24 protein-coding genes and 2 pseudogenes are annotated in these 25,916 nt (G+C 63.5%); 15 read left to right on the top strand and 11 right to left on the bottom strand.

The features are described from left to right. The first annotated feature begins 136 nt into the window (after positions 1 to 136). Both LDJ84_RS09975 and LDJ84_RS09970 read left to right on the top strand, forming a co-directional pair. Positions 137 to 937, top strand: coding sequence for a dienelactone hydrolase family protein (locus tag LDJ84_RS09975; protein WP_226046281.1), 801 nt, complete (start codon positions 137 to 139; stop codon positions 935 to 937). A gap of 238 nt (positions 938 to 1,175) precedes the next feature. After that, positions 1,176 to 1,925 (top strand): 4'-phosphopantetheinyl transferase family protein, encoded by a 750-nt coding sequence (locus LDJ84_RS09970; RefSeq protein ID WP_024763125.1) that lies wholly within the window; start codon positions 1,176 to 1,178, stop codon positions 1,923 to 1,925. Positions 1,926 to 2,068: 143 nt separating this feature from the next. Here the strand turns inward: LDJ84_RS09970 and modC are convergent, their stop codons facing one another. The 6 genes from modC to LDJ84_RS09940 form a co-directional block, all read right to left on the bottom strand. After that, complete coding sequence (gene modC, locus LDJ84_RS09965; RefSeq protein ID WP_037017925.1) at positions 2,069 to 3,172, bottom strand: molybdenum ABC transporter ATP-binding protein; 1,104 nt, start codon at positions 3,170 to 3,172, stop codon at positions 2,069 to 2,071. A 7-nt stretch (positions 3,173 to 3,179) separates the two neighbouring features. Then, a complete protein-coding gene (modB, locus tag LDJ84_RS09960) occupies positions 3,180 to 3,860 on the bottom strand; it encodes a molybdate ABC transporter permease subunit (protein ID WP_226046280.1) in 681 nt (226 codons plus the stop codon). A gap of 17 nt (positions 3,861 to 3,877) precedes the next feature. Further along, entirely contained in the window at positions 3,878 to 4,633 is a 756-nt protein-coding gene (gene modA / locus LDJ84_RS09955) for a molybdate ABC transporter substrate-binding protein (protein WP_226046279.1), read from the bottom strand. Positions 4,634 to 4,838: 205 nt separating this feature from the next. Then, entirely contained in the window at positions 4,839 to 6,464 is a 1,626-nt protein-coding gene (locus tag LDJ84_RS09950; protein WP_205896496.1) for an ATP-binding protein, read from the bottom strand. A 220-nt stretch (positions 6,465 to 6,684) separates the two neighbouring features. After that, entirely contained in the window at positions 6,685 to 7,239 is a 555-nt protein-coding gene (locus LDJ84_RS09945) for a GNAT family N-acetyltransferase (RefSeq protein WP_226046278.1), read from the bottom strand. A 3-nt stretch (positions 7,240 to 7,242) separates the two neighbouring features. Then, positions 7,243 to 7,947 (bottom strand): response regulator, encoded by a 705-nt coding sequence (locus LDJ84_RS09940; RefSeq protein WP_065086427.1) that lies wholly within the window; start codon positions 7,945 to 7,947, stop codon positions 7,243 to 7,245. Between the two features lie 784 nt (positions 7,948 to 8,731). Here LDJ84_RS09940 and LDJ84_RS09935 point away from each other — a divergent pair. The 5 genes and pseudogenes from LDJ84_RS09935 to LDJ84_RS30895 all read left to right on the top strand — a co-directional run. After that, the gene (locus LDJ84_RS09935) at positions 8,732 to 11,620 is read left to right on the top strand and encodes a ribonucleoside-diphosphate reductase subunit alpha (protein ID WP_038803422.1); all 2,889 of its coding nucleotides are present in this window, start codon (positions 8,732 to 8,734) and stop codon (positions 11,618 to 11,620) included. 231 nt (positions 11,621 to 11,851) lie between these two features. Then, positions 11,852 to 13,099 carry a ribonucleotide-diphosphate reductase subunit beta gene (locus LDJ84_RS09930; RefSeq protein ID WP_024763120.1) on the top strand — a complete coding sequence of 416 codons (1,248 nt, stop codon included), beginning with the start codon at positions 11,852 to 11,854 and terminating at the stop codon, positions 13,097 to 13,099. A gap of 622 nt (positions 13,100 to 13,721) precedes the next feature. Beyond that, positions 13,722 to 14,168, top strand: coding sequence for a type I restriction-modification system subunit M N-terminal domain-containing protein (locus LDJ84_RS09925; protein ID WP_226046277.1), 447 nt, complete (start codon positions 13,722 to 13,724; stop codon positions 14,166 to 14,168). After that, positions 14,090 to 14,602, top strand: coding sequence for an N-6 DNA methylase (locus tag LDJ84_RS09920; protein WP_226046276.1), 513 nt, complete (start codon positions 14,090 to 14,092; stop codon positions 14,600 to 14,602). The genes LDJ84_RS09925 and LDJ84_RS09920 overlap by 79 nt, the downstream gene beginning before the upstream one ends. Then, positions 14,589 to 15,692, top strand: a pseudogene (locus LDJ84_RS30895) (restriction endonuclease subunit S); the annotation flags it as partial. The gene LDJ84_RS09920 and the pseudogene LDJ84_RS30895, both read left to right, overlap by 14 nt. 132 nt (positions 15,693 to 15,824) lie before the next feature. Here LDJ84_RS30895 and ycaC read toward each other — a convergent pair. After that, positions 15,825 to 16,337 (bottom strand): annotated as a pseudogene (ycaC, locus tag LDJ84_RS09910) (isochorismate family cysteine hydrolase YcaC); the annotation flags it as partial. 357 nt (positions 16,338 to 16,694) lie between these two features. Between ycaC and LDJ84_RS09905 the strand changes: the two are divergent. Next, a complete protein-coding gene (locus LDJ84_RS09905; protein WP_024763117.1) occupies positions 16,695 to 16,916 on the top strand; it encodes a DUF1654 domain-containing protein in 222 nt (73 codons plus the stop codon). Between the two features lie 52 nt (positions 16,917 to 16,968). Next, entirely contained in the window at positions 16,969 to 17,682 is a 714-nt protein-coding gene (locus LDJ84_RS09900) for a hypothetical protein (protein WP_226046275.1), read from the top strand. A gap of 85 nt (positions 17,683 to 17,767) precedes the next feature. On the opposite strand, the gene LDJ84_RS09895 is transcribed toward LDJ84_RS09900, so the two are convergent. After that, the gene (locus LDJ84_RS09895) at positions 17,768 to 18,091 is read right to left on the bottom strand and encodes a hypothetical protein (protein WP_037014990.1); all 324 of its coding nucleotides are present in this window, start codon (positions 18,089 to 18,091) and stop codon (positions 17,768 to 17,770) included. 292 nt (positions 18,092 to 18,383) lie between these two features. On the opposite strand from LDJ84_RS09895, the gene LDJ84_RS09890 reads away from it, so the two are divergent. The 3 genes from LDJ84_RS09890 to LDJ84_RS09880 all read left to right on the top strand — a co-directional run bounded on the left by LDJ84_RS09890 (position 18,384) and on the right by LDJ84_RS09880 (position 20,987). Continuing rightward, positions 18,384 to 19,268 carry a LysR family transcriptional regulator gene (locus tag LDJ84_RS09890; RefSeq protein ID WP_226046274.1) on the top strand — a complete coding sequence of 295 codons (885 nt, stop codon included), beginning with the start codon at positions 18,384 to 18,386 and terminating at the stop codon, positions 19,266 to 19,268. 177 nt (positions 19,269 to 19,445) lie between these two features. Continuing rightward, complete coding sequence (locus LDJ84_RS09885) at positions 19,446 to 20,282, top strand: bifunctional allantoicase/(S)-ureidoglycine aminohydrolase (RefSeq protein WP_024763113.1); 837 nt, start codon at positions 19,446 to 19,448, stop codon at positions 20,280 to 20,282. 183 nt (positions 20,283 to 20,465) lie between these two features. Then, complete coding sequence (locus LDJ84_RS09880) at positions 20,466 to 20,987, top strand: hypothetical protein (RefSeq protein WP_037014081.1); 522 nt, start codon at positions 20,466 to 20,468, stop codon at positions 20,985 to 20,987. 4 nt (positions 20,988 to 20,991) lie between these two features. Here the strand turns inward: LDJ84_RS09880 and LDJ84_RS09875 are convergent, their stop codons facing one another. Continuing rightward, complete coding sequence (locus tag LDJ84_RS09875; RefSeq protein WP_226046273.1) at positions 20,992 to 21,840, bottom strand: CAP domain-containing protein; 849 nt, start codon at positions 21,838 to 21,840, stop codon at positions 20,992 to 20,994. Between the two features lie 241 nt (positions 21,841 to 22,081). Here LDJ84_RS09875 and LDJ84_RS09870 point away from each other — a divergent pair, with 241 nt between their 5' ends. Beyond that, positions 22,082 to 23,524 (top strand): diguanylate cyclase, encoded by a 1,443-nt coding sequence (locus LDJ84_RS09870; protein ID WP_226046272.1) that lies wholly within the window; start codon positions 22,082 to 22,084, stop codon positions 23,522 to 23,524. A gap of 7 nt (positions 23,525 to 23,531) precedes the next feature. Here the strand turns inward: LDJ84_RS09870 and LDJ84_RS09865 are convergent, their stop codons facing one another. Continuing rightward, positions 23,532 to 23,825, bottom strand: a complete 294-nt coding sequence (locus LDJ84_RS09865; RefSeq protein WP_024763109.1) for a putative quinol monooxygenase — start codon at positions 23,823 to 23,825, stop codon at positions 23,532 to 23,534. Between the two features lie 169 nt (positions 23,826 to 23,994). Between LDJ84_RS09865 and LDJ84_RS09860 the strand changes: the two genes are divergently transcribed. Together LDJ84_RS09860 and LDJ84_RS09855 are read left to right on the top strand one after the other, a co-directional pair. Beyond that, positions 23,995 to 24,579 carry an NAD(P)H-dependent oxidoreductase gene (locus tag LDJ84_RS09860; RefSeq protein WP_024763108.1) on the top strand — a complete coding sequence of 195 codons (585 nt, stop codon included), beginning with the start codon at positions 23,995 to 23,997 and terminating at the stop codon, positions 24,577 to 24,579. A 255-nt stretch (positions 24,580 to 24,834) separates the two neighbouring features. After that, a complete protein-coding gene (locus LDJ84_RS09855) occupies positions 24,835 to 25,116 on the top strand; it encodes a peptidylprolyl isomerase (RefSeq protein WP_024763107.1) in 282 nt (93 codons plus the stop codon). 58 nt (positions 25,117 to 25,174) lie between these two features. On the opposite strand, the gene LDJ84_RS09850 is transcribed toward LDJ84_RS09855, so the two are convergent. Beyond that, positions 25,175 to 25,801 (bottom strand): LysE family translocator, encoded by a 627-nt coding sequence (locus LDJ84_RS09850; RefSeq protein ID WP_024763106.1) that lies wholly within the window; start codon positions 25,799 to 25,801, stop codon positions 25,175 to 25,177. Positions 25,802 to 25,916 lie beyond the last annotated feature (115 nt).

The following is a 25,916-nucleotide window of genomic DNA, read 5'->3' as shown; positions in this document are numbered from 1 at the left end:
GGCTGCCGGACTTTTCACTGGTCCGGGCGTCTATCGTCCGGCCGGCAACCGCGCCCTTGAGCGGCTGCGCGCATGATACACGGGCGTTTTCCGCGTCAGCGGCTATCTTCAATGTTCCCCGCTCAGGAGTCTCGCCATGCGCCTGCTCACCGCCCTGCTGCTGTTCGCCTTCGCGGCCAGCGCTTCCGCCGCGATCAAGACCCAGGAAATTCCCTACGAATCCACTGACGGCACGAAGATGATCGGCTACTTCGCCTATGACGACGCCAAATCCGGCATTCGCCCCGGTGTCATCGTCGTCCATGAGTTCTGGGGACTGAACGACTACGCCAAGCGCCGCGCCCGCGATCTCGCCGCACTGGGCTACAGCGCACTGGCCATCGATATGTACGGCAACGGCAAGCACACCGACCACCCCAATGATGCCAAGGCCTTCATGGCCGAGGCGCTGAAGAACGCCGACGCGGCCAAGGCACGCTTCCAGGCCGGGCTGGAACTGCTGAAGCAGCAGCCGCAGACCGACCCGAGCAAGATCGCCGCAATCGGCTACTGCTTCGGCGGCAAGGTGGTGCTGGACATGGCCCGCGCCGGCCTGCCGCTGGCCGGCGTGGCGAGCTTCCACGGCGTGCTGGCGACCCAGACGCCGGCGCAAACGGGGGCGATCAAGGCAAAGATCCTGGTCGAACATGGCGGCGCCGACACCCTGGTGCCGGCCGAGAGCGTCGCAGCCTTCAAGGCCGAGATGGACAACGCCAAGGCCGACTACAAGCTGGTGGTCCAGCCCGGCGCCAAGCACAGCTTCACCAGCCCGGACGCCGACAAGCACAAGGGCCATGGCCTGGACGTGGGCTACGACAAGACTGCCGACCAGAAGTCCTGGGCGGACCTGCAGGCCTTCTTCAAGGAAATCTTCGACGTTAAGCCCGAGGGCGCGTAAAAACGCCGGACAATAAAAAACGGGAGCCCATTCGGGCTCCCGCACTCAATCAAGTGTAAAGGTCGGAGCCCACCGTGGCAGCACTCCAACAACAACCTCACCTGCGTCCCCTTGGGAACGCGGGGCGCAGTGTGTCAAAGCTTGTCGGATGAATCCGTACGCCTTTGGTGAAGGTTTGCAAACGAATGTAAGTGCCGCGTGACTGGTGGGCCACGTTCTGGCGCGGCAGAATGTTCCCATGACCGCCCTTCCCGACTTCTGCACCCCACTCGACGCCGACTGGCCGCTACCCACCCTTCTGGACGGCTGCCAGATCCGCAGCACCCGTTTCGACCGTCAGCGTCTGCAGGCCGGGGACTTCGCGCTGAGCCGCGTCGAGGCGCCGGCCAACATCCAGCGCTCCGTTGCCAAGCGTCAGGCCGAGTACCTGGCCGGGCGAATCTGCGCCCGTGAAGCGTTGCTGGCCGCAGGCAGCGAGGCCTGGGTGCCCGGTACGGATGAAGAGCGAGCGCCGGTCTGGCCGGCAGGCTTCTGTGGCTCGATCACCCATGGCGACGGTTGGGCTGCGGCAATAGTCGCCCGTGACAGCCACTGGCGCGGGCTCGGACTGGACGTGGAAAACCGCCTGGAAACCACGCGAGCGGAGCGACTGGCCGCGGAAATCCTGACGCCCGACGAACTGGCGCGCCTCGACCCGCAGCAGGCGGCACTGCAGGTCACCCTCACCTTTTCCCTCAAGGAGAGCCTGTTCAAGGCGCTCTTCCCGCTGGTGCGCAAGCGTTTCTACTTCGAGCACGCCGAGCTGCTGAGCTGGTCCGCCGGTGGCCACGCACGTCTACGCTTGCTCACCGACCTGTCCGAGGAGTGGCACCATGGCCAGGAGATCGATGGGCAGTTCAGCCTGTTCGATGGCCGTTTGTTGAGCCTGGTAGCGATTCCTTCGGTCAAGGGCAGCAGCCAATCGGTCCGGCACGGCGCCAACCTGTAGGAGCGCGCCATGCGCAGGATCGCTGGCATGGCTCGCTTGTCCCTATGAAATAGGCCCGGGCTTGGCCCTCCCCTGAAGGGAGAGGGAAATCCCAAGCACGAACTTTCGCAGACAGGTACTCCCGAGGGGAGCTTCTGAGCCAATCAGGCCAATAACGCCACCGACTTGATCTGCGCCCAAACCGCCTGCCCCGTCTGCAACCCGAGGTGGTCGTGGGAGTAGCGCGTGATGCGGGCGAGCAGAAGCGTTCCGGCCACGTCGAGTTTCACCAGCAGGTGCGCCGGGTTCTCCGTCGGCACGATCTCGACCACCGTCGCCGGCAAGACGTTGAGGATACTGCTGTGCGCCGCCGGCTCCAGGCTCAGGCTGACATCCCGCGCCTGCACCTTGATGCGCAGCGCCCGGCCCTTGTCCATCGGTGCGTGGGCCAGGCGGATGCGTTGCTCGCAGTGCGGTAGCGCCAGGGTCAGCAGACCGTAGCCGGCGTTGTGCTCGAGCACCTGGCCGTCGATTACCACGCCAGCGTCTTCCAGGTGAGAGAGAGGCAGGTCGGTGCGCGCCAGGGTTTCCACCACCGGACCGCTGGCGATGGAGCGCCCCTGGTCCAGCAGCACCAGGTGATCGGCCAGCCGAGCCACTTCGTCCGGCGAGTGGCTGACGTAGAGGATCGGGATATCCAGTTCGTCGTGCAGGCGTTCCAGGTACGGCAGGATTTCCGCCTTGCGCTTGAGGTCCAGCGCCGCCAGTGGCTCATCCATCAGCAGCAGACGCGGGCTGGTCAGCAGCGCGCGAGCGATGCCGACGCGCTGGCGTTCGCCACCGGAGAGATGCACCGGCATGCGCTCCAGCAGATGGCCAATCCCCAGCAGCTCGGTGGCCTGTTTCAGCGCCACGCGATGCTGGTCGCGCGGCACGCGCTTCATGCCGTAGGTAAGGTTGCGCTCCACCGACAGGTGCTCGAACAAGTTGGCGTCCTGGAATACATAGCCCAGCGCTCGCTTGTGCGGCGGCAGGAATACAGCGGTCTCGCTGTCCTGCCAGACCTCGCCATTCACCACCAGCCGGCCGAGCGGCGCGCGCTCAAGGCCCGCCACGCAGCGCAGGCAGGTGGTCTTGCCGGAACCGGAATGGCCGAACAGTGCAGTCACGCCCTTGCCCGGCAATTGCAGGTCGACGTCCAGGCTGAAGCCCGAATAGGCAATCTGGAAGCGGGCTTCGATGGCGCGCACGGGAATATCCTGCTGCATGCCCACCTCAGGCCCAGGCCGACCGGCCGCGGCGGCTCGCGTAGAGCGCCAGCAGGACGAAGAAGGAGAAGATCACCATGCCGCCGGCCAGCCAATGCGCCTGGGCGTACTCCATGGCCTCGACGTGATCGAATATCTGTACCGACACCACACGGGTCTTGCCCGGAATGTTGCCGCCGATCATCAGCACCACGCCGAACTCACCCACCGTATGGGCGAAGCCGAGGATGCTGGCGGTGATGAAGCCCGGCCGCGCCAGCGGCAGGACCACCGAGAAGAAGGTATCCAGGGGGCTCGCACGCAGTGTGGCGGCGGCCTCCAGCGGTTTGTTGCCGATCGCCTCGAAAGCGTTCTGCAACGGCTGCACCACGAAGGGCAGCGAATAGAATACCGAGCCCACCACGAGCCCGGCGAAGGTGAACGGCAGCCGCCCCAGGCCGAGGCTCTCGGTCGCCTGACCGATGAAGCCGTTAGGGCCCATGGTGATCAGCAGGTAGAAGCCGATCACCGTCGGCGGCAGCACCAGCGGCAGCGCCACCACCGCTCCCAGCGGACCTTTGAGCCAGGAACGGGTGCGCGACAGCCACCAGGCGATCGGCGTGCCGATCAGCAGGAGGATCAGGGTGCTCAGGGCGGCCAGCTCGATGGTGAGCCGAATGGCCAGGAAATCCTCCTGCGTGAGGGGCATCGCTGTTCCTTAGAAGCTTAGAGTTCGTAACCGTAGGACTTGATCACCGCGGCGGCCTTCGGCCCTTTCAGGTAATCGACCAGCGCCTTGGCGGCGGCGCTGTCCTTGCCCTTGTTGAGGATCACGGCGTCCTGGCGGATCGGGTCGTGCAGGTCAGCCGGGACGATCCAGGCGGAACCGCTGGTCACCTTGCCATCCTTGTAGATCTGCGACAACGCCACGAAGCCCAGCTCCGCGTTGCCGGTGGAAACGAACTGGAAGGCCTGGGTGATGTTCTGGCCTTCGACGATCTTGCCGGCGACCTTGTCCTTGAGGCCGAGCTTGTCGATCACCTGGGTAGCCGCCAGGCCGTAGGGCGCGGCTTTCGGGTTGGCGATGGACAGGTGCTTGTACTCGTTCTTCTTCAGCACCTCACCCTTGGCATCGACGTAGCCGTCTTTTGCCGACCACAGTGCCAGGGTGCCGATGGCATAGGTGAAGCGCGAACCGGGGACGATTTCCTTCTCGGCTTCGAGTTTCTTCGGCGTGCTGTCGTCGGCGGCGAGGAAGACTTCGAACGGCGCGCCGTTCTTGATCTGGGTGTAGAACTGGCCGGTGGCGCCGTAGACGGCGACCAGCTTGTGGCCGGTGTCCTTCTCGAAGTCCTTGGCGATCGCCTGGATCGGCGCGGTGAAGTTGGCGGCCACGGCGACCTGCACTTCATCGGCCAGCACCGAGTGCAGGGTGAAGCAGGAAGCGACCAGCAGGGACAGGCTTGCGAAGCGGTGTTTCATGGTGAGGCTCCAGTGGGTTGTTGTTATCGAGCATCGGAATGGCTGGCCGTGCCCCTCGCCCGCTATAACAAAAATTACATAACGATGGCGATGACTCTGCAATACCCCTGATGGGATAGCAACATCAATGGAAGTGTTCGTGCAGAGCAGGCGCGCCATCAGCCGTGAATGGGGCCGTAGCATTCTGCATTTTCTGACCCACAGATCAAATACTGTCTTCGACCTTCGGTGCCTGGCGGCGCGGCCACAGCAGCGTGAAGCATGCCCCGCCGAGCACTTCGCTTTTGGCGATCTGCGCGCGGCCGCCGTGCCAGTGGATGATCCGCCGCACGATGGAAAGCCCCAGCCCATGCCCGCCGGTGACCCGCGCGCGGCTGTCGTCGGCACGGAAGAACGGCTGGAACAAGCGGTGCCACTGCGCTTCGGGAACGCCAGGGCCGTCGTCTTCCACGTCGACCTGGCAGCGATCCACACTCACCCGGTAACTCACCCGCACCCGCCCTTCGGCGTAGCGCAGCGCATTGGTCATCAGGTTCTGCAGGGCGCGATGCAGGTAGCGCGGCTCGGCTTCGATCCAGCTGCCCTGGTCGAACGGCACCAGCGCACCCGCTTCGCAGGTGACGGTGATTTCCCGGCGCAGCGGGGCGATCTCCGCCACCACCTGTTCCACCAGCGCGCCCAGCTCGATGCGCTGGTAGCTCAGCGCCGGCGAGCCCTGCTCCAGGCGCGCGTAGGTGAGCATCTCGTCCACCAATTGGTCGAGGTCCTGGATGTCGCCATCCATGCCCTCCATGTACTTGCGTCGCGCCGTGTCGGTCTCGGCGGACTCGATCATCTCCAGCCCGAAGCGCAGTCGCGCCACCGGCGTGCGCAGCTCGTGGGACACCGCGCGCACCAGCTCGCGCTGCACCGTCAGCAACAGGTGCAACTGCTCGGCCATGTGGTTGAAGGCCCCGGCGAGGCGCCCCACCGAGTCCGCGCCGCGCACTTCCACGCGGGTATCCAGGCTGCCGCGGGCGATGCGCGTGGCGGCGGATTCGAGGCCGCGCAGGCGCTGCTCCAGCCCGCTGATCAACAGGTACAAGGTCAGGCCGATGAGCGTCAGCGCGACGACCACGATGATCGTCAGCAACTGCGGCGGGTAGGGGTTCATCTGGTAGATCGGTCCCAGCTCCAGCACCCAGGGCGTGTCGAGGATGCCCGAGAGCACGCGGATCGAATCGCCGCCCTTGCCCAGCGCCATTACCGTATCGCCCTCTTCCACCCGGCGACTCTGGTCGTCGTCGAGGTCGACCTCCTTCAGGCGCAGCAGGTGCACCTCGAAGCCGAAGCGCTTGTCGCGGACGATGCGCGCCAGGTGATACGGCTGCTCGCTGGCCGGGTAGCGCTTGAGCTCGTCCATCAGCAGGTAGATGGTCGCACGCGCCAGCTGCTCGCTGACCTGCTCCACCTCGCCGGTGAGGATCAGCCCTTCGGCCGCGCTCACCTGGGTCATCACCTTGACTTCATGAGGCGCGCCGGACTGCACCAGCACCTGGTCGTTCATCAGCCGCGCCCGGCTGCGCCCTTCCATGCCCAGCGCATCCAGGCTGGTGAGTTTCAGCGGAATACCCAGCAGGCGGCTCCACTGGCTCAGTGCGCGCTTGCGGTCCACCTCGCTCATGGGCAGCAGCTCGTCCGCCATCAGGCGGAAGGTGCCGCGCGCCAGGTCTTCGCGGTAGCGCTCGCCGCGCACGTCGTTGACCAGGTGCAGGGTCAGCACGGCCAGCGCGGCGACCGCCACCAGGGTCAGCAGCATGCCGCCGTAGATGCGCAGGAAGATGGATTTCATCGGGGGGAGTTCCCCCTGGGTTCGGCACTCCTGGGGAGCCCCCTCACCCTAGCCCTCTCCCAGGGGGAGAGGGGACTGTGCGGAGTGCGCATGAAGCCTGGCGCTACAGTAATGCCGCTCGGTTGGCGTCGAGTCAGGCAGGATGAAACCGAACCGACAGCCAGCACGGACAGCCCCCTCTCCCCTTGGGAGAGGGTTGGGGTGAGGGCCAGCGCCCGCCTCACTCAGCTGCCTCCGAGTCGAGCAACCCGTAATTATCCAGGCTGAGGAACGCGCCGTCCTTCACCTCGCACTCACGCCGCCGACCTTCCAGCGTGAAGCCCTGGCGCAGCAGCAAGCGGCCGCTGGCAAGGTTCTCCGGCTCCACCTCGGCCTCGATGCGATGCACGTTCATGTCTTGGAAGGCATGGCGGAAGATCAGCGGCAGGCATTCGCTCATCACGCCCTGTCCCCAATGCTCGGGCAGCAGCCAGTAGCCCAGTTCCAGGCGGCGGTGTTCCTGCTGCCAGTTGTTGAAGCCGCAGCCGCCGATGATGCCCTCGGGGGCGTCCGGCCGGCAGATCGCCCACCAGATGCCGCTGCGCTCGTTATAGATGCGCTCGAACCATTCCATCTGCTCGCGGGTGGCTTCCAGCGTCGCGTAGGAGACGCCGTAGTAGCGGATCACCTCGGGGTGCGACAGCGCGCGGAATACCGCCGGCTGGTCGGCATCGATGAAGGCGCGCAGGCGGAAGCGCTCGCCGTGCAGCTCGGGGAACGGTGGCACGGCGCTCACGGCTCAGAGCTCCCCGACGAACAGGTAGCCCTTGCTGCGCACCGTCTTGATCAGGCGCGGGTGCATCGGGTCGTCGCCAATCTTCGGGCGGATGCGCGAGATGCGCACGTCAATGGAGCGGTCCTGGCCGTCGTACTCGATGCCGCGCAGGGAATTGAAGATTTCCTCGCGGGAGAGGATGCGCCCGGCATTGGCCGCCAGCAGCCAGAGCAGGTCGAACTCGGCGCTGGTCAGCTCGATGGTCTGCCCGTCCAGCCAGGCCTCGCGCATGGCATTGTCGATCACCAGCTTGCCGAAGGTCAGGCGCTTGCCGGCAACGGCCGGCACGGCCTCGGCCGGCTCGCTGCGCCGCAGCAGGGCGCGGATGCGCGCCAGCAGCACGCGCGGGCGCACCGGCTTGCACACGTAGTCGTCGGCGCCCATCTCCAGGCCCTGCACCTGGTCCATGTCGTCGGTGCGCGCGGTGAGCATCAGGATCGGCCCGTCGTAGTCCGGGCGCAGGCGCTTGCAGATGGACAGCCCATCCTCACCCGGCAGCATCAGGTCGAGCACTACCAGGTCCGGCCGCTCGGCCAGCACCCGCTCCACCGCCCTGCCGCCGTGGGACTCGATGGACACCGCCAGGCCGTTGCTCTCCAGGTAATCCTGGGTCAACTCGGCCAGTCGCTGGTCGTCCTCGACGATGAGAATGCGCGCTTCTTGTTCCACCTTGCCTCCTGATGCGCCATGAGCGAGCGCGAGCACTCTTACTAACAGAGAGTAACTATAGAGAGCCCGCAAAAGCGGCCGGCATTGTAGCCAGATTGCCAGCGCTGCGGCACGCCACCGGCGTAAGCAGGCATTGCGCGAAAAGGTCAAGGGCTGCGCGGTGAGAAACACTACATATTGTGGTAGTGTTCCTTCCCGCACAGCCCCTCCGATGCGTGTGAAAAATCTCTCATCAACCACGACGAACGGTGAAAGGCAGACAGCATCAGGGATAGCGCGAGTTACCCCGCCTCACCCACATTCCATGCACATTTTATCCACAGCTTTTCCCCGTCGCCCCGCCTTGCAAACCCCCCCATAGCGCATTATCTTGTATCCCCGTTGCGGCATACCCCTACATCTTGGGGTTGCCACCACGAACCGGACACAAGAAGAAAGTCGAAATCCCGAGCCTGTTCCACGGCTCCTCCGGTTCCACCACAACGTATTCCAGACGTACTGAGGTGCCAGGCGGCCCAGCCCGCAAGGAGCGATTCATGTCGATGGAAATGCGGTACGGGTGTTGCAACGTAACGTTCAACACCACTAGGTATTGTGGTCCCGGCCCGTAAAGCCGGCACCCGAGTTGGGCCAGGGAGGCGCTTCGGGTCATTCCCCCTGTTCCAGACGAATTCCAGCTCGCGGCTGCAATCGCGGGCGACTGCTCTTTTTGCTCTTTATATTCGGGACGGCGCCTCTGGCGTCAGCAACACACCAAATTACGAGAACGTGGAGACAACCACCCATGCAAATCGACACCACTCGCGAGAACCCGCAGGCCAACGCGCCGCAGGCCGCCGAATCCGCACAGGATCTGGCCGCCACTGCGCCCGGCCAGCTGCGCGTGATCAAGCGCAACGGCACCGTAGTTCCCTACACCGATGACAAGATCACCGTAGCCATCACCAAGGCGTTCCTCGCCGTGGAAGGCGGCACCGCCGCCGCCTCGTCGCGCATCCATGAGACCGTGCGCCGCCTGACCGAACAGGTCACCGCGACCTTCAAGCGCCGCATGCCCTCCGGTGGCACCATCCACATCGAAGAGATCCAGGACCAGGTCGAACTGTCCCTGATGCGCGCCGGCGAGCAGAAAGTCGCCCGCGACTATGTGATCTACCGCGAAGCCCGCGCCAACGAGCGCAAGACTGCCGGCAACGCCAGCGACATCGCCCAGCCGCACCCGAGCATCCGCATCACCAAGGCCGACGGCAGCACCCAGCCGCTGGACATGGGCCGCCTGCAGACCATCATCCGCGAAGCCTGCGAAGGCCTGGCCGAAGTCGATGGCAGCCTGATCGAACGCGAAACTCTGAAGAACCTGTACGACGGCGTCGCCGAGAAGGACGTCAACACCGCCCTGGTGATGACCGCCCGTACCCTGGTCGAGCGCGAGCCGAACTACTCCTACGTCACCGCCCGCCTGCTGATGGACACCCTGCGCGCCGAAGCCCTGGGCTTCCTGGGCGTCGCCGAGAGCGCCACTCACCACGAGATGGCCGACCTCTACGCCAAGGCCCTGGCCGCCTACGTCGAGAAGGGCTCCGAGTTCGAGCTGATCGACAGCAAGCTCAAAGGCTACGACCTGGCCAAGCTGGGCGCCGCGATCAACCACGAGCGCGACCAGCAGTTCACCTACCTCGGCCTGCAGACCCTGTACGACCGCTACTTCATCCACAAGGACGGCATCCGTTTCGAACTGCCGCAGGTCTTCTTCATGCGCGTGGCCATGGGCCTGGCCATCGAAGAGAAGGACCGTGAAGCTCGCGCCATCGAGTTCTACAACCTGCTCTCCTCGTTCGACTACATGTCGTCGACCCCGACCCTGTTCAACGCCGGCACCCTGCGTCCGCAGCTGTCCTCCTGCTACCTGACCACCGTGCCGGACGACCTGTCGGGCATCTACAACGCGATCCACGACAACGCCATGCTGTCGAAATTCGCCGGTGGCCTGGGCAACGACTGGACGCCGGTGCGCGCGCTGGGCTCCTACATCAAGGGCACCAACGGCAAATCCCAGGGCGTCGTCCCCTTCCTGAAAGTGGTGAACGACACCGCCGTCGCCGTTAACCAGGGTGGCAAGCGCAAGGGCGCCGTCTGCGCCTACCTGGAAACCTGGCACCTGGACATCGAGGAATTCCTCGAGCTGCGCAAGAACACCGGTGACGACCGTCGCCGTACCCACGACATGAACACCGCGAACTGGATTCCGGACCTGTTCATGAAGCGCGTCTTCGACGACGGCAAGTGGACCCTGTTCTCCCCGTCCGAAGTACCGGACCTGCACGATCTGACCGGCAAGGCCTTCGAAGAGCGCTACGAGTATTACGAAGCCCTGACCGAGTACAACAAGATCAAGGTGTTCAAGGTCGTCCAGGCCAAGGACCTGTGGCGCAAGATGCTCTCCATGCTCTTCGAGACCGGCCACCCGTGGCTGACCTTCAAGGACCCGTGCAACCTGCGCAGCCCGCAACAGCACGTGGGCGTGGTCCACAGCTCGAACCTGTGCACCGAGATCACCCTGAACACCAACAAGGACGAGATCGCGGTCTGCAACCTGGGCTCGATCAACCTGGTCAACCACATCGTCGACGGCAAGCTGGACACCGCCAAGCTCGAGAAGACCGTGAAGACCGCCGTGCGCATGCTCGATAACGTTATCGACATCAACTACTACTCGGTCCCGCAGGCTCGCAACTCGAACCTCAAGCACCGCCCGGTTGGCCTGGGCATCATGGGCTTCCAGGACGCGCTGTACCTGCAGCACATCGCCTACGGCTCGGACGCGGCCATCGAGTTCGCCGACAAGTCCATGGAAGCGGTGAGCTACTTCGCCATCCAGGCTTCCTGTGACCTGGCCGACGAGCGTGGCGCCTACGAGACCTTCGACGGCTCCCTGTGGTCCAAGGGCATCCTGCCGCTGGACTCCCAGCAGATCCTCATCGAAGCCCGTGGCCAGAAGTACATCGACGTCGACCTCAGCGAATCCCTCGACTGGGCTCCGGTCCGTGCTCGCGTACAGAAAGGCATCCGTAACTCGAACATCATGGCCATCGCGCCGACCGCGACCATCGCCAACATCACCGGCGTATCGCAGTCCATCGAGCCGACCTACCAGAACCTGTACGTGAAATCGAACCTCTCCGGCGAGTTCACCGTGATCAACCCCTACCTGGTTCGCGACCTCAAGGCGCGCGGCCTGTGGGACCCGGTCATGGTCAACGACCTGAAGTACTACGACGGCTCCGTGCAGCAGATCGAGCGCATCCCGCAAGACCTGAAAGACCTGTACGCCACCGCCTTCGAAGTCGAGACCAAGTGGATCGTCGACGCCGCCAGCCGCCGCCAGAAGTGGATCGATCAGGCCCAGTCCCTGAACCTCTACATCGCCGGCGCCTCGGGCAAGAAACTGGACGTGACCTACCGCATGGCGTGGTTCCGTGGCCTGAAAACCACCTACTACCTCCGTGCCCTGGCCGCCACCAGCACCGAGAAGTCCACCATCAACACCGGCAAGCTCAACGCCGTGTCGGCCGGTGGCAACGATGGCCTGCAAGCCGCAGCCGCCGAGCCGCAACCGGCTCCGGTTCCGCAAGCCTGCAGCATCGACAACCCCGACTGCGAAGCTTGCCAGTAAAGATGTAGGCGCCGCCCAAGGGCGGCGCTTGCTCCGCTACGGCAAACCGCACGGACTGTCCCCTCTCCCTTCAGGGAGAGGGCTAGGGAGAGGGGCTCTTCAAGGCCCCCACCCTCGCAGAACAACAGCCTCCTCCGTCGTGAACGGAAGACGCAAAGCTCTTAGCGTGCACCCACGCCGTCAGACATCAGGCCGCCACAGAGCAGCCCACAGAACCAGGAGAGGAAGCCCATGCTGAGCTGGGACGAATTCGACAAAGAAGACGCCACCGAAGCCAAGGCCGCCCCGGCCGTCGCCCAGGCCGCTGCGCAGAACGCTGACAAACTCGACGCCGACGCCGCTGGCTCCGTCGAAGAAGCACGCGCCGTATCCGCCAACGACTCCGACGCCGTCGCCCGCGCCAAGCAGGCCCTCGACGCCCTGGACATCCAGGAAGGCCTGGACGATCTCGAAGGCTCCGCCGCCCGCGTACAAGTCGGCGACAAGCAGATGATCAACGCCCGCGCCGACCTCAACCAGCTCGTCCCCTTCAAGTACGACTGGGCCTGGCAGAAGTATCTGGATGGTTGCGCCAACCACTGGATGCCCCAGGAAGTGAACATGAACGCCGACATTGCCCTGTGGAAGAGCAAGGACGGCCTCAGCGAAGACGAGCGCCGCATCGTCATGCGCAACCTCGGCTTCTTCTCCACCGCCGACTCCCTGGTTGCCAACAACCTGGTGCTGGCCGTGTACCGCCTGATCACCAACCCCGAGTGCCGCCAGTACATCCTGCGCCAGGCCTTCGAGGAAGCGATCCACACCCACGCCTACCAGTACTGCATCGAATCCCTGGGCATGGATGAAGGCGAAATCTTCAACATGTACCACGAGATTCCTTCGGTCGCGAAGAAAGCCTCCTGGGGCCTGAAGTACACCCGCTCGATCTCCGATCCGCAGTTCCAGACCGGCACCCCGGAAACCGACCGCCAGTTCCTGCGCAACCTGATCGCCTACTACTGCGTCCTGGAAGGCATCTTCTTCTACTGCGGCTTCACCCAGATCCTCTCCATGGGCCGCCGCAACAAGATGACCGGCACCGCCGAGCAGTTCCAGTACATCCTGCGCGACGAATCCATGCACCTGAACTTCGGCATCGACGTGATCAACCAGATCAAGATCGAAAACCCGCACCTGTGGGATGCCCAGATGAAGGACGAGGCCACCCAGATGATCCTCCAGGGCACCCAGCTGGAGATCGAATACGCACGCGACACCATGCCGCGCGGCGTACTGGGCATGAACGCGGCGATGATGGAGGACTACCTGAAGTTCATCGCCAACCGCCGCCTGACCCAGATCGGCCTCAAAGAGGAATACCCGGGCACCAGCAACCCGTTCCCGTGGATGAGCGAAATCATGGACCTGAAGAAAGAGAAGAACTTCTTCGAGACCCGCGTGATCGAGTACCAGACCGGCGGCGCGCTGAGCTGGGACTGACGGAAGTAGTCGCTCAACATCACTAGATCGTGAAACCCTCTCACTTAACGTGAAATGGCAGTCGGTCTCGTGAGGTGTCAGATAGGGGAGTAAAACAAAGAAAGCTCTAAGCCCACCAAGGATAGGAGGGCTTAGAGGGCACGGCTCCACTGGGGATCGTTGCTTTGAAGGAAGAAGGGCTGCCTTTAGGCAGCCTTTTTTTATGCTCGTTGCCAGACTCCCAAAGACAGGTAAATCAGCCCGCCACTGCCGACAAGTTTGAAAGGCACGAGCCCCATGACGCTCAATGAGGCCTCAATTGATGAAGTAGCTACTTCGATCTCCGGCTACATAGGCAACGGCGGTGACACCGAGAGCCAAGTTTTTTGAGGCAAGCTGATAAGATGTTTCGCCTTTTGAGAGCAAAAAGGCGTGGATCGCCAGTCCGTTGATGGTTCAGCGAGTCATCATTGATAGGTGGGGCCTTTTGGGCAAAGACGCTAGTCCAACCAAGATTACTGCGTAGTCAAACTTAAACGCGACGATCTCAGCATGGCGCCGATGGCACTGGCGACCGAGCTTTTGATCCTGTAGAGCAAGCCCTAGGCTGCAAAAGCCTGAACCGAATGCAGAAGAGTCCGGAATGAAACTGACCCAACAACAACTTGAAACGCACCTCTGGGGTGCCGCTAACATCCTCCGTGGTAAGACGGCTGGGCAGGATTACAAGAACTACATCCTTTCGTTGATGTTTTACAAACGATTGTGCGACCAGTGGGAGAATGAGGCCGACGAGGCTATCGCCGAGCAGGAGCGCCAGCAGGGCCGTTCCTTCACTGAGGCAGAAAAAGCCGTTTTCCGCGCGCGCGGTGAGCACCGTTACGCTATCCCCATAGGCAACCGCTGGGGCGATGTGTTGGCCGCCTCCACAAACCTTGGAGAAAAGCTCACCCAGGCCATGCGCGGCGTCGCTAACGCGAACGATGAACTTAAAGGCGTATTTACCGTGGATTGGGCGCAGCCGGCCCCCGATGGAAGTGGCAATACGCCGAGCCCACCACGCGGCTTGCTAGGCTGGAAGCTGAACTAGCCGAGAAACAGGCTGAGCTGGTCCAAATCACCGCCAAGACTGCCAAGACCAAAGCCGAAGCCGCCATCGAGAAACTGCAAACCCAGCTCGACAAGGTTGCCGCCAAGGTCGCCGAGCGCGATGAGAAGATCAGCGAGGCCCGGCGCCGCGCTGAAGAAGACCGCCGCGATGTCGAGACCGTTGGTAAGGACCTGGGCGCACTCTATGGTGATTCCGACGAACTGCTCAAGCACGCCCGCGTGGTCGGGCTGGACGAGATCGAAGAGAACGAGTTCAACCTGAACATTCCGCGCTACGTGGACACCTTCGAACCGGAGCCACGAATGAAGGTATCGGATGCGATGAAGTCATTGCGCGATGCCGAGAAGGCGTTGGTGTCGGCGGAAAATAATCTGATCGGTTTGCTGAAGGCGGCAGGTTATGAAGCCCACTGACGCACTTCCTCATCCCGGCAACTGGCGCACCGATGTAGTCGGCAGCGCCATTGAAATCAAGCGCGGTGCCTCTTGGTCGAAAGATCAAGAACTCAGTACGCCCCACGATGGTGCAGTTCCCGTCATCGGCATTAGCAACGTTCAGGAACGCCTCGAACTCGATAAACTGCTCTGGCTCTCTGGGCTGAAGCCAAAGACCATCGAGCGAAAGCGGGTCGAACAAGGCTGGTCGATCATTGTCGGCTCGAACGGTAATCGGCGACGTATCGGAAACGCTGTGTTCGTTGAGCAGGATGCGGAATTTCTTTTTGCATCGTTTCTCCTTGCTGCGAAGCCGAAGGTAAACAGCGGCATTACACCTGAGTTTTTTTATCGCTGGCTGCGTAGCGAGCAAGTACAGTCGTATCTAAGCGCGTCATCCGAAGGCTCCACAGGCCTTAGCAATCTTAGTCACAGCTTCTTTCGGAAGATGACGATTGCGTTCCCAAAAGAGGACGAACAAGTCGCCATCGCACGAGTCCTGGATTCCGTGGATGCGGCATTAGATTGGACACAGGACGCGGTACACAAAGCTGAGTTGCTCGACCATTCACTACTTCACGAACTGCTTGATCGCGGGAAGAAGAAGCCCGCGAACTGGGTTATGAAACGAGTGGATGAGGTCGCCGAGGTCGGCTCTGGGGTAACGCTTGGCAAGGACGTTACTGGCTTTAAGAGTGTTGAGTTGCCCTACCTGCGAGTCGCCAATGTGCAGGACGGTCACCTCGACTTGAGCACGATCAAGACCATCAAGGTGCGCTGCGACGAAGTTGAGCGCTATCGACTCGAACCGGGTGATGTATTGATGACCGAAGGCGGCGATCTCGACAAACTGGGACGAGGCGCCCTGTGGGAAGGGCAGATCGCGGATTGTCTGCACCAAAACCACATCTTTCGTGTACGCGCAGATCGCTTACAACTCGAACCACGTTTCTTCTCACTGGTCGTGGAATCGGACATTGCCAAGCGGTATTTCAACCGCGTCGCGAAGCGAACGACCAACTTGGCATCTACCAATAAGACACAGGTTCGCGCTTTCTCCTTTCCGCTCCCGCCGCTAAAAGAGCAGGAGCAGATCGCCGATGTCATGGACGCGTCGAAGGCAAAGCTGCATGCGCTCAAGAGCAAGTACGCCGCCCTAGATCAACTAAAAAAATCTCTGATGCACGACTTGCTCACCGGCACAGGCCACGCCGAACCAGGTCATCAGCTGCGCACCGGCCGCTTCCATCCGGCGCCAGGCGGCGTCGCGGGTCATCTCGTTGAAGGTGCCGGACGCATCCGCCACCACGAACACGTCGAAGCCTTCCGCCAGGGCCGACAGCGCCGGGAACGCCACGCACACCTCGGTCACCACGCCGGCGATGATCAGTTGCTTCTTGCCGGTGGCCTTCACTGCTTTCACGAAGTCCTCGTTGTCCCAGGCGTTGATCTGGCCAGGGCGGGCGATGTACGGCGCATCGGGGAATTGCGCTTTCAGCTCGGGAACCAGCGGGCCGTTGGGGCCGGTTTCGAAGCTGGTGGTGAGGATGGTCGGCAGGTTGAAGAACTTCGCCAGGTCGCCCAGCGCCAGCACGTTGTTCTTGAACTTGTCCGGATCGATGTCGCGGACCAGCGAGAGCAGACCGGCCTGGTGGTCGACCAGCAGTACGGCGGCGTTGTCTTTGTCCAGGCGGTTGTAGGTAGCGTTGGTCATGGTGAAATCCTCGATTTGCTTTCAGTGGGTGCCGGCGCTGCCGGAAAGGGTTTGGACTCGTTTTGCAGTGCGTCACTGCATGGAACAAAGATTAATTTCGACACCCTTGATGCACCAGACGGCAAAAATTGTCTCTAGCGTTCCACTTTCAGAACGATAGCGACAGACCAACCCCCAACTCTACGGCTCCAGGCCTGAACTCCCAGGCAAATGCCGCCCACCACTGAAGACACCGTCCCAGAGCCTTCCGGTTTCAAACCCTCCGCAAGCCCACCTACCGATGGTCACGCAGGCCTTTACAAGAAATGCTGTATTTACATACAGTATTTTCCATCCATCCCGACCTGGAGGCTTCCCATGCACGCCGCAACCTACAATCAGCTGTCCGCCCGCGTGAACGCCCTGCTGGCAGACCCGACCACCCTGAAGAACCTCGGCATCACCCTGCGCCGCGAACCCAGCGACGACTCCGCCGCCTGGAGCCAACTGGTCACCGATCTGCGCCAGGCACCGAACCTCACCTTGCTGCCCCTGCAGGACGGCGCGATTCGCCTGGCGTGGCATAGCTGGCTGGATTGAGGCGAGAGCTGGCAAGCTAGCGCCGGAAAACTCCGCCCATGACAAGGACAGCATGCGTACCCTTAACGTCTCTTCTTTCATCTTCGGCTTGGCAATCCACTGTGCTCCGGTGTTCGCCAGCACTCTTTCTCCTGCTGCAGAGCAGCACTATGAGCAGGCTCGTTCAAGCCTGGAACAAGCGCAGCAGATGCTCGCCGATAGCAAAGGTTTCTCTGCGGGAAAACTGGAGGTGGTGATAGACAACGCCAATGCCGAATTGCAGAAAGCCACCGAACTCGGGCACCCGGCCGCCGCGTTCTTCCAAGCGCGACTCATTCTGAATATGCCAGGCAGTGACACCGAGAAACGAAGCCAAGCGTGCTCGCTGCTGGAGTCCTGGGCAGAGAAAGGTTTTGTGGCTGCCGCGGTCATGAACTTCAGAAAATGCGATCGCTCCTATCTTCGGTTTGACGATGCCAGTCCTGAACATCAGGCGGTGTTGAGGGCGCTGTCATCCTCCCTCGCCGGAAGCGATCCTGCGCAGGCTTACTACCCCTTTCCGCAAGACGCCAGCCAGTGCTTCGGGGCAGGCTCTACCGAGATCGTTGCGCTATCTCAGGCGCAATTCAGAGCCGAGGCCGAATACATCCTCGGCAGCACCCAGCAACCCGAAGACGCCGATACAGCAAAGCGACTGGTGGCCTGGCTGGACGCCTCGGCAGACCATGGTTGCCAGATGGCCATGGACCCTCGCCCCTTCCTGCGGAAGTTGGCGGGAAATCAATAAGGCTGCCGTACGCCGATCCGCAAGCGCCTTAGTCGCGCAAGGAAGAACTCCAGGATGGACCACGAACCTCCCATCCCGGCGAGACTTATGGCGCCCCCATCCGCGCCGTATCGGCGATGGCGTTGCAGGTTTCCGGATTCAGGCAGTAGGTGATGTAGGTCACCTGCTTGTTACAGCCGCGCACGCCAATGGTGTACTCGGTGCGCTCCATGGCCCGGCGCACACTGGTGACCTTGCTCGACAGCACGCTGCTGGTCACCGCCTCACAGTTCATCTCGAACTTCGCCCGCGACTCGGTGGCCTTGATCGCGGCCTGCTGGTTGGAGGCGAGGAACTCTTCGTTGCTCATGCAACCGGACAACGCGGCAACCGCAGCCAGCACCGGCAGGGATATCGGTAGACGGTTCATGGTGACGCTCTCCGTGTGGCTCCCCCGGATATGGTCAGCTTCTGGAGTCTAGATCGCGGCAGGAGAATTGGTGGAGGGCCGGGAACCCTGCTCCCGCGAACCGGCCCTCAGCTCTGCCTGCTTTTTGTAGGAGCGAGGGGGACGCCTAGTTCTTGCTCGCGAACCACGCCACGCCGGAGCCGCCGGAAGCTCCGTTCGCGAGCAAGCTCGCTCCTACAGGTGATGGATACATTGCCCGTCCGGCGCCCGGACGGTTAAATGCACCGTCAGCATTCAAAAAACCGATACCGCCATGAGCGACAGTGACAAACCAAATACCCGCCTCTTCGACCTCGATCTGCTGCGTGCCATCGTCACGGTGGCCGATTGCGGCAGCTTCACCACGGCGGCGACGCGGCTGCATTCGACCCAGTCGACGGTGAGCCAGAAGATCCGCCGGCTGGAAGAGATGGCCGGGCATCGGCTGCTGGAGCGTGGCAACCGCGATGTGCTGCCCACCGATGCCGGGGATACCCTGCTGGGCTATGCGCGGCGGCTGCTGGCGTTGAATGACGAGATGCTCGAGGCGCTGTCCGGGGCGACGGTGGCGCTGACGGTGCGCATCGGCGTGCCGGATGATTTCGCCACCGGGCGAACGACCGAGCAGTTGGCGGCCTTCAACCGAGCCTATCCGCAGGTGAAGCTGGAAGTCACCAGCGGGCTGAGCCGCGACCTGTCCGCCAGCTACGACCGCGGCGAGCTGGACCTGGTGCTGCTCAAGCAGCGGCAGAACGCCCGTGAGGCGGTGGCCTGCTGGCCAGAGAAGACGCGCTGGGTGGATAGCGCGAAGAACGCCTGCATCGAACTGGACCCGCTGCCCATCGTGACCTTCCCGCCGCGCGGGGTGTACCGCGACGAAATGATCGCCGCGCTGGAATCCATCGGCCGCCGCTGGCACATCAGCTTCACCAGTTCGAGCCTTTCCGGCATCCAGTCGGCCATCGCCGACGGCATGGGCATCGGCCTGCTGCCGCAGCGCGCGGTGACGGCGGAGCACGCGGTGCTGCCGAAGAATATCGGGCTACCCTCGGTGGACGTGTTCGAGGTGGCGATGCTGCATCGGCCGGCGGTGGACCCGATGGTGAAGGAACTGGCGCGGGTGCTGTCGCGGGTGTTGGCGCAGGATACGAAGGGCTGAACAGCATTCGAAAATCGAATACAGCGAATTCCAACATTTAATTTGTGCATGAACACGCCACTGGATATCGTGGTCTCCAGCGACGGCCAGCGCACCGACAAGCGCGCCGCTCTGCACCCATTGCTCACCACGGCGCCGCACGCGCCGGGCAGCAAGACAACAATGAGGAATCACCCCATGGCCAAATCCACTTATTACGCGCCGCACGGCGGGCACCCGGCACAGACCGAGCTGCTCACCGACCGCGCCATGTTCACCGAAGCCTACGCCGTGATCCCCAAGGGCGTGATGCGTGACATCGTCACCAGCCACCTGCCCTTCTGGGACAACATGCGCATGTGGGTCATCGCCCGCCCGCTGTCGGGCTTCGCCGAAACCTTCTCGCAGTACATCGTCGAGCTGGCGCCCCAGGGCGGCAGCGACAAGCCCGAGCAGGACGTCAACGCCGAGGCGGTGCTGTTCATCGTCGAAGGCGAGCTGAGCCTGACCCTGCAGGGCGAAGTGCACACCATGAAGCCGGGCGGCTATGCGTTCATTCCGCCGGGCGCCGACTACAAGGTGCGCAACACCAGCGGCCAGCACACCCGCTTCCACTGGATCCGCAAGCACTACCAGAAAGTCGACGGCGTACCGCTGCCCGAAGCCTTCGTCACCAACGAGCAGGACATCGAGCCGAAGGTGATGCCGGATACCGAAGGCCGCTGGAGCACCACCCGCTTCGTCGACATGGCCGACATGCGCCATGACATGCACGTGAACATCGTCAACTTCGAGCCGGGCGGCGTGATTCCATTCGCCGAGACCCACGTGATGGAACACGGCCTGTACGTGCTGGAAGGCAAGGCGGTCTACCGCCTGAACCAGGACTGGGTCGAGGTGGAAGCCGGCGACTTCATGTGGCTGCGCGCCTTCTGCCCGCAGGCCTGCTACTCCGGTGGCCCCGGCCGCTTCCGCTACCTGCTGTACAAGGATGTGAACCGCCAGATGCGCCTGACCCTGAACCAGGCTCACTGACAGGCAGGTTCAGCGGGGAAGTCGTTGCGACTCCCGTGCATCACACGAGAAACCGGCGCCCAGGCGCCGGTTTTTCTTTGGGCGATTCGGTCGGTGTCGTGACCGGGCTCGCATGGCAGGCGCCGCCCAGTCTGCTAAAACGTCTGGCTGAAGGACGTTTCGCAGTCGCCCAGGAGAAAACACATGGATGTCCGGTTCTTGCCGCAGCCCGAATTCGACAACGTCCATTTCTATCGCGCCATGACCCTGCTGATTCTGCTGGCGATGGCCGCCTTCACGCTGATCAAGATGTTCGGCGGCGCCATCGGCGTATTCTCCGGCCTGCCCCTGTTCCTGCTGCTGCTCGGCTGGCGCTTTGCCGTGGAGTGGAGACGGGTTTCGCAAGCCGAACCGGCCTTCATCGACAAGGGCGAGCTGGTGCTGTGCGGCAAGCAAAGCCACCGGCAGATCGCGCTGGAAAGAATCAGCTCGGTACGCAGCCGCCACAGCCTGTTCATGGTGCGGCGCTATCGCTCCTGGTCGGAGCACCTGGGGTTCGTGGAATTCACCCTGAACGACGGCGAGCGCGTGTCCACGCTCGCCGAAAGCCAGGTGTTCGAACGCCCGGCGGCATCAGGCACGCTGGCGGCCATCGAGGCGGCCATCCTGGAGGCCAAGGTGAAGCGCCAGGCCAGCGAGCCCGGCGCTGTCAGCGGCGGTCGATAAGGACTCAGGGCGAACCGAACATGGCCGTCCAGTAGATGCCCGCGTCGCTCTTCGGGTCCGCCGCGTAGGCCGCACCCAGTTCGCTGTACTGCGGGTTCATCAGGTTGGCGCAATGGCCGGGGCTGGCCAGCCAGCTGTCCACTACCTTCTGCGCGTTGCCCTGCCCGGCGGCGATGTTCTCGCCGATGCGCTGGCCGGCGTAGCCATCGAGTTCCGCGCGGTCGCCCGGCGTGCTGCCGTCGCGGCCCTTGTGGTCGAAGTAGTTGTTGTTGGCCATGTCGCGGCTGTGGGCTTCGGCGGTGCCGCCCAGAGTGGCGTTCCAGCTCAGGGCGCCCGCCGGGCCGAAGGCCTGCCCGCCGCACTGGCGGCCTTTGCCGCGCGCGGCGTTGATCGCCTGCAGCAGCTGTTGCCCTTCCGCCTCCCAGGTGCCCAGCTTGGCCTGTACCAGCTGCCGGCCGAGCAGCACGCGCCAGTCATCGCCCTCGCGGACGATGCCGACATCGACGAACTGCGGGTCCAGCAGCACCTGGCAGAAGCTCTCCTGCAACGCCTTCATGGCGGCCGTCACATCGCGCGGGCCGGTGAGGCTGAGCATGCGCACGCTGCTCATCGGATAGCCGGCCTGGTTCAGTGCGGCCTTCCACTCACCCGCCGAGGCCGGTAGCGCCAGGCGCGAATCCGGCGACAGCGGCGGCAGCACCTGGGACGCCTGGCCGGCGCAGGACTGCACATCCCCGCGGTAGGCGTTGATGGCTTCGAGCAGCTGATCCTGACCGCTTGCGCTGGCGAAAGCGGCGGCGCACAGGCCGAGCGACAACAGCAGGCTGCGCAGAAGGAACGACTGGCTGGGCATGGACGGCTCCGATGATCGAAAAGGGCTCAATGATGCGTGATTTCTCGGCATTTGGCTGCGGCTGCCGCGTTCGAGTTCCGTTGGCGGAAAAACCCGGAAAAGGTTGCGGTTCGCCGCGCACGGAAAATTGCCAGGCGGCCTGACATGGGGCAAGGGGGCTTCGAACTGCCGCTGTATGCCGCCCGACATATCGGACAATTGAGGTACCTGAACATCGACCGAGCCATGCAGGAGGTACGCCGTGCTCAAACCGATTCGCGTCTTCTGCCTTACCTTCCTGCTGGCGGTGCTCGCCTCGCTGCTGGCCGGCTGGCACATGCTGCAGATGAAGCAGGATGCGCTGGCTTACGCCCACGCCAGCGGCAAGAACACCCTGCTGCTGGTGGAGCGCGAGTTCCACCGCGACCTGGACGTGCACGCGCAGACGCTGCTGACGCTCTCCAACGTCATCACCGGCCCGGCGACGCCGGACCTTTCCCAGCAAGTTCTGCAAGAACTGGTCGAAGGCCACGCCGCCGGCTCGATGCACGCGGGCACCCTGGTGGTGACCGACGCCCACGGCCAATTGCTGGTGGACTTGAACCACGCCGGCGAGTCGAACCGCGACCTGTCCATGCGCGACTACTTCACGATGGCGCGTGACAACCCCGGCCGGTTGTTCCTCAGCCATCCCTTCATGCCGTCCTATCCACGCTCCTCCAGCAGTACCGCGCTGAGCCGCGCGGTGGTCGACAAGGACGGGCAGTTCGTCGGCGTGGTCGCCGCGATCAAGGAGCTGCAACACCTGGAATCCTTCGTGCGCGGCCTCGACCTGGGCAAGCACGGGGTGGTCTCGATCCGCCTGCTCGACGGCACGGTGCTCGCCCAATGGCCGCCGGAACTGCCGCGTTCGAGCGAGGGAGAAGTCGGCACCTTCCGCGAGTTCGTCGACAGCGGCCGCAACGACTACTTCCGCCAGCAGGGCGGCAGCTCGGACGCCTACTGGCGCGGCTACCGGCGCATCGGCGACTACCCGGCGGTGGTCTCGGTGGAGCTGTGCCGTGAAGTGATCCTGAACACCTGGACCGCGCGCACCTGGATCACCAGCGGACTGCTGGTGGCGATCAACGCCGCGACGCTGTTCTTCGCCTATCGCCTGACCCGACACCTGCGGCGACGCGACGCCAAGGAGAGCCGCCTGCGCACCGAGGCCAGCACCGACCCGCTGACCGGCCTGCACAACCGTCGCTGGTTCGACGAGAAGGCCGAGCGCGAATGGCAGCGCCGGCGCGCCGGCGACGGCCACCTTGCGGTACTGATGATGGATATCGACCAGTTCAAGGCCTACAACGACCACTACGGCCACCCGCGCGGCGACCTGGCGCTGATCAACGTGGCGCACCTGGTCGGCCAGGGCTGCCAGCGCGAGGACGATGGGGCGGCCCGCTACGGCGGCGAGGAGTTCGTGATGATCCTCCCCGGTTGCGACAGTGCGGCTGCCGCACGCGTGGCCGAGTCGATCCGCCGCTCGGTGGAGGAAACCGCGCTGCCGCACGAGAAGAGCACGCGCGGCATCGTGACCATCAGCGTCGGCGTGGCCAGCACCTCGGATACCGCGGCAGACAGCATCCAGGCGCTGATCGACACGGCGGACGCCAACCTCTACAAGGCCAAGGAAGCTGGGCGCAACCGGGTGGTGGCCTGAGTGGCGGTCAGCGTGGCGCCATCACCTCGACTTCCTGGATGTGGAAATCGCGGCGCAGGTATTCCATGCGCCGCTCGTGGAACTCGCGCATGTGCGGCAGCGCGGTGTGAATGGCCAGGTGTTCGCGGCTCTGCCAGACCTCGAAGAAGGTGAACAGGGTCGGGTCGTTCACGTCGCGCAGCATGTGGTACTGCACGCAGCCGTCTTCGGCGCGGCTGGGCGTGAGGTAGGCACGGAACAGGTCTTCGAAATCCTGGGATCTTTCGGGGCGGGTGTGGGCCTGGAGGATGAAGGCGTACATCGGATCGGCGTTCCTGGTGGGTGGATGGATTGCCTAATCCTGACGCAAATCAATCAACTCCATTTTTGAATCTCACGCACGGATCATTTGTCCGGAAGCGGGTTTTTCCGTCCTGCCGCGCTCGATATTCTGCCGCCATCGACTTTCCATCCCCTTGCGGAGCCCACTCATGAAAAAGATCCTGCTGATCAATGGCGGCAAACAGTTCGCCCACTCCGACGGCCGCTACAACGCCACCCTGCACGAAGCCGCCATCGCCCACCTGGACCACGCCGGTTTCGACGTGAAGGAAACCTTCATCGACGGCGGCTACGACATCCAGGAAGAAGTGCAGAAAATGCTCTGGGCCGATGTCATCGTCTACCAGATGCCCGGCTGGTGGATGGGCGCGCCCTGGACGGTGAAACAGTACATTGACGAAGTCTTCACCGCCGGCCACGGCAGCCTCTACGCCAACGACGGCCGCACCCGTTCCGATGCCTCGCAGAAGTACGGCAGCGGTGGCCTGCTGCACGGCAAGCAGTACATGATTTCGGCCACCTGGAACGCGCCGCAGCAAGCCTTCGACGACCCGACCGACTTCTTCGAGGGCAAGGGCGTGGACGCCGTGTACTTCCCCTTCCACAAGGCCAACCAGTTCCTCGGCATGACCGCACTGCCGACCTTCCTCTGCGTGGACGTGATGAAGCGCCCGAACATCGAAGGTGATGTCGAGCGCTACCAGCAGCACCTGAGCGAAGTGTTCGGTGCCTGAGGCCTGATCGCCATCACCCTGGGGCGTATCACGCCCTGCAGGAATGTTCGCTGCGCTGATGCCGGGCGTATCGCAGAACAGAGGATGGGTGGAGCTTGGCTACCCATCAGCAATTACCCCACGGAAATCGCTGGGTATCGCTGCGCTCCACGCCATCCTGCAAAAGCGGGCAGGCCACCCGCCGCCTGGCATTGGGTTCAGGCCCGGAATCGGCTAGGCTTCGCTTTTTCCTACTGCCTGTTCAGGAGTTATCCCATGGCCCGTGCATCCGCCCGTCACATCCTGGTTTCCAGCGAAGACAAGTGCAACGAACTCAAGACCCAGATCGAGAACGGCGCGGATTTCGCCGCCGTCGCCCGCGACAACTCGACCTGCCCGTCCGGCCGCAGCGGCGGTGACCTGGGCAGCTTCCGCCCGGGCCAGATGGTTCGCGAATTCGACCAGGTCGTGTTCAGCGCCCCGCTGAACGTCGTCCAGGGCCCGGTGAAGACCCAGTTCGGCTACCACCTGGTGGAAGTGACCAGCCGCGAGGACTGATCCGCTTCGCCCGCGCCGCACCCGACTCAGGGAGCGGCGCGCCCCTGCCCTCCCCGCTTCATACCGGCCCGCCACGGGCCACCAGCATCACCCCCAGCCCCACCAGAATCGAACCGCACACCCGCGGCATCACCCGCTGCCCGCGCCCCTGCCCCAGCGCGCCCAGCAGCAGCGAGGCGAACAGCACGGCGAGTACATCGGCGGTGGAAAACACCAGGTTGACGATCATCCCCAGGATGAAGAACTGCAGGCCCACCGGCAGGCTGGCTGCCGGGTCGACGAACTGCGGCAGGAAGGTGAGGAAGAACAGCGCCGTCTTGGGATTGAGTACCTCCACCACCATGCTGTCGCGCAGCACCTTCGGCCGGGTTTCGATGCCCTCGCCATGCTCGGAGCGGCGACGGCCGAAGATCATCGAGCCGCCGAGCCAGATCAGGTAGGCGGCCCCCGCCAGTTTCAGCGCAAGGTAGAGATTGGGCGCGTGGTGCAGCAGCGCGGCGAGCCCGGCGCTGGCGGCGAAGATGTGTACATAGCAGCCCAGGTGGATGCCCAGCGCGGCGTGCAGTCCGGCGCGGCGGCCGTGGGCGAGGGTCTGCGAGGTCATGTAGAGGATGGCCGGGCCGGGCATGCAGGCGAAGGCCAGCGTCGCCACGGCGAACGAGGCCCAATAGGCAGGCAGTGTCATGGAGTGATCCTTCCCTTGATCGGGTATCGGCCGACGCGCATCGACGTGGCGCCTGGTCCGTTTCGCAAGGTTAGGGAGTGAGGCGGGACCGGCACATACGGCAGTTGCCGTATTT

Source organism: Pseudomonas sp. HS-18 (assembly GCF_020401845.1).
Lineage (GTDB): Bacteria > Pseudomonadota > Gammaproteobacteria > Pseudomonadales > Pseudomonadaceae > Pseudomonas > Pseudomonas nitroreducens.
This window is presented reverse-complemented; position numbering and strand designations above follow the sequence as displayed.